The sequence below is a fragment of the Streptomyces sp. NPDC005866 genome (genome assembly GCF_040629895.1).
Lineage (GTDB): Bacteria > Actinomycetota > Actinomycetes > Streptomycetales > Streptomycetaceae > Streptomyces.
In genome coordinates this window covers 155,610-168,326 of the sequence record NZ_JBEXWP010000006.1, presented here as the reverse complement: position 1 = coordinate 168,326, position 12,717 = coordinate 155,610, and the positions used below count along the sequence as shown (strand labels likewise).

The window sequence follows — 12,717 nt, the reverse complement described above, 5'->3', positions numbered from 1 at the left end:
GACGATGCCGCACCCGGCCACGCCCGCACCGTGCCCCTACGGCGACCGCTAACCGGCCTGCCCCATCCCCGCCGCGTTGGGCCAGCTCTGCGCGTTCGGCCACCCGGTCGCGGCCGCCGGAGACAACCCCGGCGCCGCAGCGGGGGCGGTAGCCCCCCGCACCTGCGCGGCCGTAAGACCACCCCGCGCCGGAACCCCGGGCGGAGTCGGCCCACCCGCCGCAGGCATCTGCATGGGCATGGGCGCCGGCATCGGAGGAGCGAGGGGCATCATCGGGGCGACCGGAGCCATGGGAGTCACTGGGGCCATGGGAGGCACCGGCCCCATCCCCATCGGCTGCCGCGCCTGCATCCCGGCGGCCGCCGGCATCGGCATCCCGGCCGGCGGACCGGCGACGGGGAGCGGCATGCCGACACCGGAGGCGGGAGCGGCGGCGAGCCCCGGCCCCATGGCCGGTGCCGCGGCGAGGCCCGGAACCGGCCCGGCTCCCACGGCCTGCGCGAGCTGCAGTCCCGCCCCGTTGGTCTCGCTCACCAGCCGGTCCACGGCCGCCGTACCCGAGCTGTAGCTCGTCCCGTTGCCCAACTCGGGCACGGCGGCACCCCTCCCGGACCCGTAGAGCACCTGCTCCATGGCGGACACCAGGCGACGCACGTCCACCTGGGGGCGTACCACGAGCCTCAGGAAGCGGCTGGACGAACCGATCTTGTTGCCGCACTCGCGGACCAGGATGCGGTGTTCGGTGAGCATCCGGTCCCGGACCACCGTGCCCTCGGCACCGACGGGAAGCCGTACGAAGAGGAAGTTGCCCTGCGAGGGGTACACGGTCAGACCGGGCAGCGCGGAGAGCCGGCTGGCCATCTCCAGGCGGTCCCTGCGGACCTCGTGCAGGCTCTGCGCGTACTCGGCGCCGTGCTCCTTCAGCGAGAACACCACATACTCGGCGAACGCGTTGAGGTTCCACTTCGGCAGCATCGAGCGGACCTTGCCGGCCAGGGCGGGATTGGCGACCAGGTAGCCGAAGCGGATGCCGTGCAGACCGAAGTTCTTGCCGAGGCTGCGCAGCACGATGACGTTCGGCCGGAGCATCGCCTCCTGGACGACGCTGGGCTCGGCCTCGGCGTCGGCGAACTCCAGGAACGACTCGTCGATGACGATCAGGTCCAGGTCGGCCATGGCGTCCATGAACTGGACGAGCGCGTGCTTGTGCAGGAAGCCGCCGTCGGGGTTGTTCGGGTTGCAGACGACCGCGACTTTGGTACCCCGGGTGCGGATGAACGCGGCGTACCGCGCGAGGTCCAGGGCGAAGCCGCTGGACTCCTGGAGCGGGAACATGTCGACCCGCTTGCCGGTCTCCATCGGCTGGTCGGTCCAGCGGCCGAAGGTGGGGACGGGGACGGCGAGGGACTCGCGGACCAGCAGATGGTCGATCCAGGTGATCAGCTCGGTGGAGCCGTTGCCCATGGCCACGGCCTGCGGCGGGAGTTGGAGGAGTTGGCACAGCTCGGCGGTGATGGTGTCGGCGCTGCTCGGGTAGAACGTGATGATGTCCTTCAGCCGGGACGCCATCGTTTCCATCATCGCCGGGGTGGGGAAGTACGGGTTGCAGGGAATACAGAAGTCGACGGGACCGGCCCCCTCGCCCCCCTCACGGGTCAGCGCCGCCATCGACGGGCTGTGCGCACCGCTGCGGAACAACGAGGTGACGTTGCCGGCCATGGAACCTCCGTGTGAGGCGGGCCCGGTGGGGACGACCGGGCCCGTCGTCTTGGGTGGCCCGCGCGGGGGAGCACGGGCCGCCCTTGAGTACGGGGGCAGGTGAGCCTCTGTTCAACGCGTGTGAAAGAAGTGTGAGTTACGGTTTTCTTCCCAGCACCCCACTGTGCAGCACCCCGTAACGGGCGCGGGGAACTGCGCGACCAGCCCCTTACCGCCCGCGCAGTCCCCCACAACCTCAGGCCCCGAACGAATGGACCGTCCGGGTCCTGTACGTCTGCCCCGGCCGAAGCACCGTGGACGGGAAGCCGGCCTGGTTCGGCGAGTCAGGGAAGTGCTGGGTCTCCAGGCACAGCGCGTCACCCTGCCGGTAGGTGCGGCCACCCGTGCCCGTCAGCGTCCCGTCGAGGAAGTTCCCGGAGTAGAACTGCAGACCCGGCTGATCGGTCGCGATCTTCAGCGTGCGACCCGACCGCGGGTCCCGCAGCGTCGCGATGTGCTGCGGCTTCGCGGTGATCCCCTTGTCGAGGACCCAGTTGTGGTCGTAGCCCTTGGCCTGCACCTGCTGCGGGTGCCCGGCCCGGATGTCCCGCCCGATCGTCTTCGTCTCGCGGAAGTCGAAGGGCGTGCCGTGGACGGACGCCAGCTGACCGGTCGGGATCAGCCCCGAGTCCGTCGGCGTGTACCGTCCCGCCGCGATCGTGAGCTCATGGTCCTCGATCGTGCCGCTGCCCTCGCCGGCGAGGTTCCAGTAGACGTGGCTGGTGAGGTTGACGACCGTGGCCTTGTCGGTGGTGGCCTCGTAGTCGATGATCCACTCGCCGTGCCGGGTCAGGGTGTACGTCACCTTGGTCTTGAGCGTGCCCGGGTACCCCATCTCCCCGTCGACGCTCGTGTAGTACAGGCACAGGCCGACGTCCGAGCCCTTGGTGAACGGCTCGATGTCCCAGACGTGCTTGTCGAAGCCCTGGGTGCCGCCGTGCAGGCTGTTCGCACCGTCGTTGACGGAGAGCTGGTAGCTCTTGCCGTCCAGGGTGAACCTGCCCTTGCCGATGCGGTTGCCGTAGCGGCCGATGAGGGCGCCGAAGTACGGGGACTTGGCGACGTAGTCGTCTATGTCGTCGAAGCCGTTGACCACGTTGGCGTAGTGGCCGCGCCGGTCCGGGATCTCCAGGGTCTGGACGACACCGCCCCAGTTGAGGACCTTCAGACGGGTGCCGCCGTTCTCCAGCGACCAGCGGTAGACCTTCGTGCCGTCGGAGAGCTTGCCCAAGAGTTCCTTCGCCGGCTTCCTGCCTGCGGACGCGGCCTGGGCAGTGCCCGTGCCGAGGGCGGTGGCGGCGATGCCCGCCGCCGCGGCTCCTGCAATGACCGTACGTCTGTTCAGTTCCATATGCGGCTCCTGCATAAGGGAGGGCCCCGCCGTTTCCGTCGGGGCCCTGTCTGACTTACGAACCGGACTTGCGCTTGTTCCACACGTCGAATCCGACCGCCACAAGGAGGGCGAGGCCCTTGATGACCTGTTGCCAGTCGGTGCCGACGCTGAGGAGGTTCATGCCGTTGTTGAGCACGCCGAGGACGAGACCACCGATGATCGCACCGAGGACGGTACCCACACCGCCGCTCATGGATGCTCCACCGATGAACGAGGAGGCGATCGCTTCGAGTTCGAAGTTCACACCCGCCTTCGGCGAGGCCGCGTTCAGCCGGGCGGCGACCACCAGACCGGCCAGGGCCGCGAGCACGCCCATGTTCAGGAAGACGTAGAAGGTGACCTTCTTGTCCTTCACGCCGGACAGCTTGGCCGCCGGCAGGTTGCCGCCGATCGCGTAGATGTGCCGGCCGAAGACCGCGTTGCGCATCACATAGCCGTAGCCGACGACCAGCACGCCGAGGACGATCAGCACGATCGGGGCGCCCTTGTAGCTGGCGAGCAGCAGGGTGAGGACGAGGATCGCGGCGACCAGGGCCGTCAGCTTGAGCAGGAACAGCCGGGTGGGCGGCACGTCCAGGGAGAACTCCTGCTGGCGGCGCCGGTCGCGGAACTCCTGCCAGACCACCGCGGCGATCAGCACGATGCCGAGCAGCAGGGTGATGTTGTGGTAGTTGGTGTGCGGGCCGACCTCGGGCAGGAAGCCGTTGCCGATCTTCTGCAGCCCGTCCGGGAACGGGCCGAGGGTCTGCCCCTTGAGCAGGATCTCGGTCAGACCCCGGAAGAGCAGCATCCCGGCGAGGGTGACGATGAAGGACGGTATGCCGAAATACGCGATCAGTATTCCCTGGGCGGCGCCCGCGACCGCACCCATCGCCAGGCACAGGATCAGCGCGACGGGCCAGGCCACACCGTGCTGCACCGTCAGCACGGCGGCGAAGGCGCCCACGAACGCCGTCAGCGATCCGACCGACAGATCGATGTGCCCGGCGATGATCACCAGCATCATGCCGATGGCGAGGATCAGGATGTAGCTGTTCTGCAGCACCAGGTTGGAGACGTTGCGCGGCAGCAGCAGGTCCCCGTCCGTCCAGACCGCGAACAGGACGACGATCAGACCGAGCGCGATCAGCATGCCGTACTGGCGCATGTTGCGGCGCAGCCCGCCCAGCAGCAGCTGGATCAGGTTCGCGCCGTCGGCCGATCCGCTCCTGCCCGGCGGCGCGGGCGCCGGGCTCTTGGCGGTGACATCCGTGCTCATCGCGTTACCTCTTTGTCCTTTGTCATATGGCGCATCAGCACTTCCTGCGTGGCCTCGGCCCGGGGCACCTCACCGGTCAGCCGGCCCGCGGCCATGGTGTAGATGCGGTCGCACATGCCGAGCAGTTCGGGCAGCTCGGAGGAGATGAAGACGACCGCCTTGCCCTGGGCGGCGAGCTGGTCGATGACCGTGTAGATCTCGTACTTGGCTCCGACGTCGATACCGCGGGTCGGCTCGTCCAGGAGCAGTACGTCCGGGCCCGCGAAGATCCACTTGCTGAGGACGACCTTCTGCTGGTTGCCGCCCGACAGCTTGCCCACCGGCTCGAAGACCGTCGGCGCCTTGATGTTCATGGACTTGCGGTAGCCCTCGGAGACCTGCCGCTCCTCGTGCTCGTCCACGATCCCGCGCCTGGCGACCTTGTTCAGCGCGGTCAGCGAGATGTTGCGGTTGATGGTGTCGATGAGGTTGAGGCCGTAGTGCTTGCGGTCCTCGGTGACATAGGCGATGCCGTGCCCGACCGCCTCGGCGACCGACTTGGTACGGATCTCCGCGCCGTCCTTGAGGACCGAGCCGCCCGCGTAGCGGCCGTAGGTCCGCCCGAAGACGCTCATCGCGAGTTCGGTGCGGCCCGCGCCCATCAGGCCCGCGATGCCGACGATCTCACCGCGCCGGACGTGGATCGACACGTCGTCGACGACCTTGCGCTCCTGGTCGATCGGGTGCCGCACGGACCAGTTGCGGATCTCCAGCGCCGGTGCCGCGTCCTCCTCGCCCTCGTAGGAGGTGCGTTCGGGGAAGCGGTGGTCCAGGTCGCGGCCCACCATGCCCGCGATGATCCGCTCCTCCGTCGTCTCCTTCGACTTCACGTCGAGGGTCTCGATGGAGTGGCCGTCACGGAGGATCGTCACCGAGTCGGCGACCCTGCGGATCTCGTTGAGCTTGTGCGAGATGATGATCGAGGTGATGCCCTGGTTCTTCAACTCCAGGATCAGATCGAGGAGTTTGCCGCTGTCCTCGTCGTTCAGAGCCGCGGTCGGCTCGTCCAGGATGAGCAGCTTCACCTTCTTCGACAGCGCCTTCGCGATCTCCACCAGCTGCTGCTTGCCCACGCCGATGTCGGCGACACGGGTCTCCGGGTGGTCGTCGAGACCCACCCGGCGCAGCAGCTGCGTGGCGTGCCGCAGGGTCTCCCGCCAGTCGATGAACCCGCCCTTGGCGTGTTCGTTGCCGAGGAAGATGTTCTCCGCCAGGGAGAGGTACGGCGACAGCGCAAGCTCCTGGTGGATGATCACGATGCCGTGCTGCTCGCTCGCCCGGATGTCACCGAACCTGCAGAGTTCCCCCTCGAAGCGGATCTCCCCCTCGTAGGTGCCGTGCGGGTGGACGCCGGAGAGGACCTTCATCAGCGTCGACTTGCCGGCGCCGTTCTCCCCGCAGATGGCGTGGACCTCGCCCTGACGGACGGTCAGGGTGACGTCCGACAGCGCCTTGACACCGGGAAAGGTCTTGACGATCGAGCGCATTTCCAGGACGGGTCCCGCCATGGTCGTGCCTTCCAATCAGTAGGACAACTAGTAGGGGAGGGGGGTCACTTGAGTTCGGCGTCGGTGTAGTAGCCGCCCTTGACCAGGACGTCCCCGTAGTTGCTCTTGTCGACGCTCACCGGCTGCAGCAGGTAGGCGGGGACGACCTTGGCGCCGTTGTCGTACGTCTTGGTGTCGTTGGTCTCGGGCGTCTTCTTGTTCAGCAGGTCGTCGACCATGGTCGAAGCGACCTTGGCGAGCTGACGGGTGTCCTTGTAGACGGTCTGCGTCTGCTCGCCCGCGATGATCGACTTCACCGAGGCCAGCTCGGCGTCCTGGCCGGTGAGGACCGGCAGCGGCTGGCTCTTGGAGCCGTAGCCGTCCGACTTCAGCGCGGCGAGGACACCGATGGAGATGCCGTCGTACGGCGAGAGCACCGCGTCGACCTTCGCGGACTTGTAGGCGGAGGTGAGGATGTCCTCCATGCGCTTCTGCGCGGTCGCGCCGTCCCAGCGCAGGGTGGTGACCTGGTTGAGCTTGGTCTGCCCGGACTTGACCACCAGCTGCTTCTTGTCGATGTACGGCTGGAGCACACTCATCGCGCCGCTGAAGAAGTACTTGGTGTTGTTGTCGTCGTTCGAGCCGGCGAACAGCTCGACGTTGAACGGGCCCTTCTTGCCGCTGTCCAGGCCCAGCTTGTGCACGATGTACGTGCCCTGCAGGACACCGACCTTCTCGTTGTCGAAGGACGCGTAGTAGTCGACGTTCTTGCTGCCGAGGATCAGCCGGTCGTAGGCGATGACCGGGATGTTGGCGTCCGCGGCCTCCTGGAGCACGTTGTTCAGGGACTTGTTGTCGATGGCCGCGATGATCAGGCCCTTGACGCCCTGGGTGATCAGGTTCTCGATCTGCGAGACCTGCTGGTCCGGGTCGTCCTCGCCGTAGACCAGCTTGGTCTTGTAGCCCTTGGACTCCAGGTTCTTGACGACGTTCTTGCCGTCGGCGATCCAGCGTTCGGACGACTTGGTGGGCATGGCGATGCCGATGGTGGCGCCCTTGACGCTGCCACCCTCGTCCTTGCTGCCGCCCGAACCGCTCTGGCCGCAGGCGGACAGGGTGAGGGCGAGGGAGGCGGCCCCGGCTATGGCGGTGAGGGCGGCTCTGCGGTTGCGCATGTGATCAGTCCTTGTTCGTCTCGTCGTTGAGAAGGGCCGTACTCGGAGGTGCAGGCGTCGCTGTGGGGCGTTACGCGCCGACGGGGAAACGGTGCAGCGTCCCGGGCAGCCGGGAGCCGAGCGGCGCCATGTCGCCGTCCGCGCCGTGCCGGGCGAGCAGGTCGAGAGCGAGCCGGCCGCGCCGCACCCGCTCCCGGGCGGTGTCCAGGGTCACGTCCCGCAGATGGGTGCCCCACGGGTAGATACCGGGAGCCTTGGACAGACCGAACTTCAGATAGAGCGGTGCGCCGCGCCGGATCAGCTCGGCGACCTCGTACATCCGGATGTAGCCGCCGAGGTCGTCGGGGGCCTCGATGTACATGTCCATGGGCGCGCCGGACACCCGGCGGATCTCGGTGAGGTGATCGAGCGACAGATCGCTCGGAACGTTGATGGAGTCGGCGCCGAGGTGCTCGAAGACGGAGTACGAGGCCGGGTTGACCGGCCCGACGAGCGCGGACACCTTCAGTGTGGTGTCGGCCGGGATGATCCCGGCCTGCCGGGCCCGGTGCAGCGTCCACAGCACGCCCTCGTCGGCGACGAGCAGGCACTTGACGCCCAGCTCCGTGGCCCGAACGGCGTCCTCGACGCATCCGGCGACGGCGTCGTGGCCACGCGCGCGCAGTCCGGCCCCCCGCGAGTCGGAGCGCACGGATCCGCCGATGTCCCAGGTGCCGCGCGGGCCGGTGAACAGGCAGAGCTCGACGTCACGTTCGTCGGTCGCCTCGACCATCTCGGTGATCTCGGCGTCGGTGAGCATCCACACACCGCTGCCCTGGCTGATCCGGTGGATCGGCACGTCCAGCCGCGAGGACTCCTTGAGCACGACGGCCAGCGCCTCGGGACCCTCGCAGGAGGGGATCTCGGTGCGCCACTTGCCGCCGCCCGGGAAGCTGTGCGCGGAGGCGTCGGCGGGGTCGAGGGCGGGCGCGCCCAGACCGAGGGCGGTGAGCACCTGCTCACCGGGTCGGCGGGCCGCCGTAACGGAAGCGTCGGTCGTCACAAGCTGTCCTTCGTGTTCGGTATATCGCACAAGGTTCGCGGCTCGGGGTAGCGAAAAAGCTTGGTGGTACGCCGGCCACGGCGAGGTCAGGTCACGCCGCGGCCGGCGTACGACTAGGGGCGGAGCAGCACCTTGCCCACCTTTGGATCACCGGCCCCCACCAGCTCGATGGCCTGCGGGAACTCGGTCAGCGGCAGCTCGTGCGTGACCAGCGGCAACGGGTCGAGGAGCCCGGCCCCGAAGACCCGCACCGTGTGCGCCCAGGCGTCCGGCGGCGCCCCGAAGACGGTGTGCACCTCCAGTTGCCGTACGACGAGACCGGTCGGGTCCAGCCCGTCGGCACCGGCGGCCGGGATACCGGTCAGGACCAGGCGCCCGCCGCGCCTGAGCAGGGCGGCGGCGGTGCGCGCGGCGGACGCGGACCCGGCGGTCTCGATGACGACGTCGAAGTCGTCGGGAAGTTCCTGGTCCTTGGGGCGGAAGTCGGTGGCCCCGAACTGCCGGGACAGCGCCTCCCGGTCGTTCCGGGTCCCGACCACCAGCAGTTCGCTCGGCGAGATCGCCCTCAGGAACTGCACGGCGAACATCCCGAGCGTCCCGGTGCCGACCACCGCGACCCGCTCGCCCGGCCGGGCGTTGCCCTTCAGCGCGGCCGCCGCGATACATGCGGCGGGCTCCAGGAGCGCGGCGGCCGTGAGGTCGGCGTCGTCCGGGAGGGCGTGCAGCAGGCGGGCCGGGAGGGTGAGGGTGGTGGCCATGGCGCCCGGCTGGGTGAAGCCGGTCTCCTCGTAGCCGTCGGTGCACAGGGTGGTCTCACCGGCGTGGCAGCGGTCGCACACCTGGCAGTTGCGGAACCCCTCGCCGACGACCTTGCGGCCGACGAGGGAGGCGGGGGCGCCGGCACCGACGGCGCGCACCGTCCCCGACCACTCGTGGCCGGGCGTCAGCGGGTAACGGACGTACCCCTCGGGCCGGTTGCCCTGGTACACCTCGCGGTCGCTTCCGCAAATCCCGACCGCGTGCACGGCGACCAGCGCCTCCCCGGGACCGGGCTCGCGGGGCGTGTGCTCCTCGACCCGGTGGGTGCCCGGCGCCTCGACGACGACCTGCGGGCTCACTTGGTCCCCTTGGGCTTGCGCTGTTCCCAGCCGTCGGCCCAGAGGTCGAAGCGGGCCTGCTGCTGCGGGAACTCGGCGGCGGCGTCGGCGTCGAACTCCACCCCGAGACCGGGCGCGTCGGACAGCTGGAAGTACCCGTCGACGACCTCCGGCGCCCCCTTGATCACCTTCTTGATCTCCGCGTCCGCGAAATCGTTGAAGTGCTCAAGGATCTTGAAGTTCGGGGAGGTGAAGCCGACCTGGAGGGAGGCGGCGGTCAGCACGGAGCCGCCGACGTTGTGGGGAGCGACGAGCACGTAGTGCGTCTCGGCGGTGGCGGCGAGCTTGCGTGTCTCCCAGATGCCGCCGATGTGACCGACATCGGGCTGGATGATGTCGACGGCCTGGCTCTCGAAGAGTTCACGGAACTCGATGCGGTCGTGGATGCGCTCACCGGTGGCCACCGGGATGTCGACCTTGGCGGCGACCTTCTCCAGCGCCTTCAGGTTCTCCGGCGGGCAGGGCTCCTCCAGCCAGGCCGGCTTGAAGGGCGCGAGTTCGCGGGCCAGCCGGACGGCGGTGGCGGGGGAGAAGCGGCCGTGCATCTCCAGCATCAGCTCGGCGTCCGGGCCGATGGCGTCCCGCACGGCCTCGATCAGCGACACGGAGTAGAGCGTCTGCTCGTGGTCGAGCTCGAAGTGCCCGGTGCCGAACGGGTCGATCTTCAGCGCCCTGTACCCGCGCTCGACGACCCCCTGGGCGGCCTTGTGATAGGCCTCCGGCGTCCGCTCGGTCGTGTACCAGCCGTTGGCGTACGCCTTGACCCTGTCGGTCACCTTCCCGCCGAGCAGCTGCCACACGGGCACGCCCAGGGCCTTGCCCTTGATGTCCCAGCAGGCCATCTCGATGACGGCGATGCCGGACATGACGATCTCGCCCGCCCGGCCGTAGTCGCCGTACTTCATCCGGCGTACGAGGTCTTCCACCGCGAACGGGTCGGAACCGAGAATGTGGTTGGCCTCGGCCTCCCGCAGGTACCCGATCAGCGCGTCGGTGTGACCGAGCATCCGGGTCTCGCCGACTCCCGTGATCCCCTCGTCGGTGTGCACCTGGACGTATGTCAGGTTGCGCCAGGGCGTCCCGACCACGTGTGTGCTGATTCCGGTGATGCGCACGGCAGTTGCCCTTCAGCTGTTCGAGATTTCGTCACACGTTCGAAATGCTGGCGCGACAGTAAGGACGGGGCGGTCTGGGTGTCAATGGGTCGAACAGGTAACGGTTTCGACAAGTCTTCCGATAGGTTTTTCGGTCCCCCACAGAACCTTCACAGACCTGGCTGGTTAAGTGACTCGTGAGGAACTTAGTCTTCCCGCGTCATGGACTACTGCCACCCGTGCCGACGGCACCTCAATGGCGCCCTCGCCTGCGCGGGGTGCGGCGCTCCGGCCGAATCGCTACGCGCGTCCGCGCGGGAAGCGGCCGCCCCCGACCCGGCTACGGCCGGTGAAACGCCATACTCACAGACGGAGTTCGCCGGTGACGGGCACGGAGCCACCGCCGATGCCGGCGCCTACGGCGATGCCGGCGGCGGCTACGACGGTGATGCCGGCGGCTACGACGGTGATGCCGGCGGCTACGACCGTGAGGACGGCGACGGCTACGACGATGAGGGTGACGAGCCCTTGGCGGGTGGCCGGGCGGAGCGGCGACGGGCGGCGCGCGGGCGTGGCGGCCGGAGCCGGCAACGAGCCGCCGAGAGCCCCTACGAGGACGTCGAGGAGCCTTCCGGGGCCGACGGGAGCCGTCGCGACCGCAAGGCCGCGGCCCATCGCCGGCGGCGCCGCAGAATCCTGCTCGTGAGCGCGGCCTGTGTGCTGGCGGCGGGCGGCCTGAGCCTGGCCGAACTCGGCACGGACGCCATACCGTTCACGAGCCCGGGCGCTGCCTCGGCGGGCGGCGACACCACCGACGGCGGTGCGTCGACGTCGTCCCCGGGCACGACGGCCCAGCCCCTGGACGACACGTCCGGCACGGCGGGCTCGGCCTCCGCCGACCCTTCCGCCTCCCCGTCCCCCTCTGCCTCGAAGGACAAGGCGTCGGACTCGCCGTCGGCGTCCCCGAAGGACACCTCGGAGCAGTCGGCGACGAGGGGTGCGGGCACGGTGACGAAGACGCCGCCGCGGGCACCGGCATCCACGGCGGCATCGACACCGACGGCGGACCCGACGACGTCGGACCCGACGACGTCGGACCCGACCCCGACCCCGTCACCGAGCGACAAGTGCACGAGGTTCCTGTGGTGGTGCTCCTGAAGGCAGCGCCCACTGGAGCGTGCCCCAGCAAATCAAGCGAACGTGTCACATTCGGCGGACCCGTTCCGTCGTAGGTGTGTAACCCGCTGAACCACACCACAGGGGAGCACACCATGGAAGCCCGTCTGGACCTCTTCGCCAGCCCCACCGCCAACAAGCTGATCAAGCACTTCGTCGGTGCGGGCAAGGTCGCCCACGAGACGTCGATCCCGGACTCCACCCTGGAGCTCGTGAAGATCCGCGCCAGCCAGATCAACGGCTGCGGTTTCTGCCTCGACATGCACACCAAGGACGCGGCCGCCGCGGGGGAGACCCAGCAGCGTCTCCACATGGTCGGCGCCTGGCGCGAGGCCACCGTCTTCACCGAGGCCGAGCGCGCCGCGCTGGAGCTGGCCGAGCAGGGCACCCGGATCGCGGACGCCGCGGGCGGTGTCCCGGACGAGGTCTGGGAGAACGCCGCCAAGCACTACGACCAGGAGGAGCTCGTCGCGCTGGTGGCGACGATCGCCGCGATCAACGCCTTCAACCGGCTGAACGTCATCTTCCAGCAGCCGGCGGGCGACTACCGGCCCGGCCAGTTCGCGTAACGAGCACGTTCCAGGGGGCTGCCACCGGCCGGCGCCGGCGGCGGCCCCCGCTACGCGTCCAGCATCCGCCGCAGCAGATCCCGCAGGGACAGCCGCTCCGCCTCCGACAGCCCCGCCAGCGGCTCGCGCGCGAAGCGCAACCCCTCGCGCAGGTCGCGGGCGATCCGGCGGCCCTCGTCCGTCGCCGCGGCCAGCTTCACCCGGCGGTCGGCCGGGTCGGGGCGCCGCTCCACGAGCCCCCGCGCCTCCAGCCGGTCCACGATGCCCGTCACGTTCGACGGCTCGCACTTCAGCTTCTGCGCCAGCTTCCGCATCGGCAGCGGCTCCAGCGAGAGCAGGCTGAGCAGGCGCGCCTGCGCCCCGGTGAGCGCGTGTTCGCCCGCCGCCTCCTCGTAGTCCGCGTAGAAACGGGCCACGACGTCCCCGATCAGCTCGACGACCTCCAGGGTCAGGGCATCGGGGCGCCGGGTCTTCGCTGGGCTGGACTGTGAGGAGGACATGCGCTCAAGAGTACCGCGTTACTTGACATCCTGAAATATTCAGGAGCATGGTTGTTTCAGATACTGAAG

The 12,717-nt window shown here is 69.0% G+C and carries 12 protein-coding genes; 2 read left to right on the top strand and 10 right to left on the bottom strand.

The annotated features are described in order from the left end of the window. Positions 1 to 48: 48 nt before the first annotated feature. The 9 genes from ABZ396_RS11610 to ABZ396_RS11570 form a co-directional block, all read right to left on the bottom strand. Positions 49 to 1,719 carry an aminotransferase class I/II-fold pyridoxal phosphate-dependent enzyme gene (locus tag ABZ396_RS11610; protein ID WP_358919794.1) on the bottom strand — a complete coding sequence of 557 codons (1,671 nt, stop codon included), beginning with the start codon at positions 1,717 to 1,719 and terminating at the stop codon, positions 49 to 51. 235 nt (positions 1,720 to 1,954) lie between these two features. After that, on the bottom strand, positions 1,955 to 3,109 hold the full coding sequence (locus ABZ396_RS11605) for an aldose epimerase family protein (RefSeq protein WP_358919792.1): 1,155 nt from the start codon (positions 3,107 to 3,109) through the stop codon (positions 1,955 to 1,957). Between the two features lie 55 nt (positions 3,110 to 3,164). Then, complete coding sequence (gene mmsB / locus ABZ396_RS11600; protein WP_358919790.1) at positions 3,165 to 4,409, bottom strand: multiple monosaccharide ABC transporter permease; 1,245 nt, start codon at positions 4,407 to 4,409, stop codon at positions 3,165 to 3,167. Beyond that, a complete protein-coding gene (gene mmsA / locus ABZ396_RS11595; protein WP_358919788.1) occupies positions 4,406 to 5,956 on the bottom strand; it encodes a multiple monosaccharide ABC transporter ATP-binding protein in 1,551 nt (516 codons plus the stop codon). Before mmsA ends, mmsB begins: the two co-directional genes overlap by 4 nt. A 44-nt stretch (positions 5,957 to 6,000) precedes the next feature. Next, complete coding sequence (gene chvE / locus ABZ396_RS11590) at positions 6,001 to 7,110, bottom strand: multiple monosaccharide ABC transporter substrate-binding protein (RefSeq protein ID WP_358919786.1); 1,110 nt, start codon at positions 7,108 to 7,110, stop codon at positions 6,001 to 6,003. A 70-nt stretch (positions 7,111 to 7,180) separates the two neighbouring features. After that, the gene (locus ABZ396_RS11585; protein WP_358919784.1) at positions 7,181 to 8,152 is read right to left on the bottom strand and encodes a hypothetical protein; all 972 of its coding nucleotides are present in this window, start codon (positions 8,150 to 8,152) and stop codon (positions 7,181 to 7,183) included. Between the two features lie 113 nt (positions 8,153 to 8,265). Further along, positions 8,266 to 9,270: an alcohol dehydrogenase catalytic domain-containing protein gene (locus ABZ396_RS11580; protein WP_358919782.1), complete on the bottom strand. Its 1,005-nt coding sequence runs from the start codon at positions 9,268 to 9,270 to the stop codon at positions 8,266 to 8,268. Continuing rightward, positions 9,267 to 10,424, bottom strand: a complete 1,158-nt coding sequence (locus tag ABZ396_RS11575) for a mandelate racemase/muconate lactonizing enzyme family protein (RefSeq protein WP_358919781.1) — start codon at positions 10,422 to 10,424, stop codon at positions 9,267 to 9,269. The genes ABZ396_RS11580 and ABZ396_RS11575 overlap by 4 nt, the downstream gene beginning before the upstream one ends. Positions 10,425 to 10,766: 342 nt before the next feature. Then, positions 10,767 to 11,078, bottom strand: a complete 312-nt coding sequence (locus ABZ396_RS11570; protein WP_358919779.1) for a hypothetical protein — start codon at positions 11,076 to 11,078, stop codon at positions 10,767 to 10,769. A gap of 27 nt (positions 11,079 to 11,105) precedes the next feature. Here ABZ396_RS11570 and ABZ396_RS11565 point away from each other — a divergent pair, with 27 nt between their 5' ends. Beyond that, on the top strand, positions 11,106 to 11,561 hold the full coding sequence (locus tag ABZ396_RS11565; protein WP_358919777.1) for a hypothetical protein: 456 nt from the start codon (positions 11,106 to 11,108) through the stop codon (positions 11,559 to 11,561). 113 nt (positions 11,562 to 11,674) lie between these two features. Continuing rightward, positions 11,675 to 12,148: a carboxymuconolactone decarboxylase family protein gene (locus ABZ396_RS11560; protein WP_358919775.1), complete on the top strand. Its 474-nt coding sequence runs from the start codon at positions 11,675 to 11,677 to the stop codon at positions 12,146 to 12,148. 50 nt (positions 12,149 to 12,198) lie between these two features. On the opposite strand, the gene ABZ396_RS11555 is transcribed toward ABZ396_RS11560, so the two are convergent. Then, positions 12,199 to 12,648: a MarR family transcriptional regulator gene (locus ABZ396_RS11555; protein WP_358919773.1), complete on the bottom strand. Its 450-nt coding sequence runs from the start codon at positions 12,646 to 12,648 to the stop codon at positions 12,199 to 12,201. Positions 12,649 to 12,717: the final 69 nt, after the last annotated feature.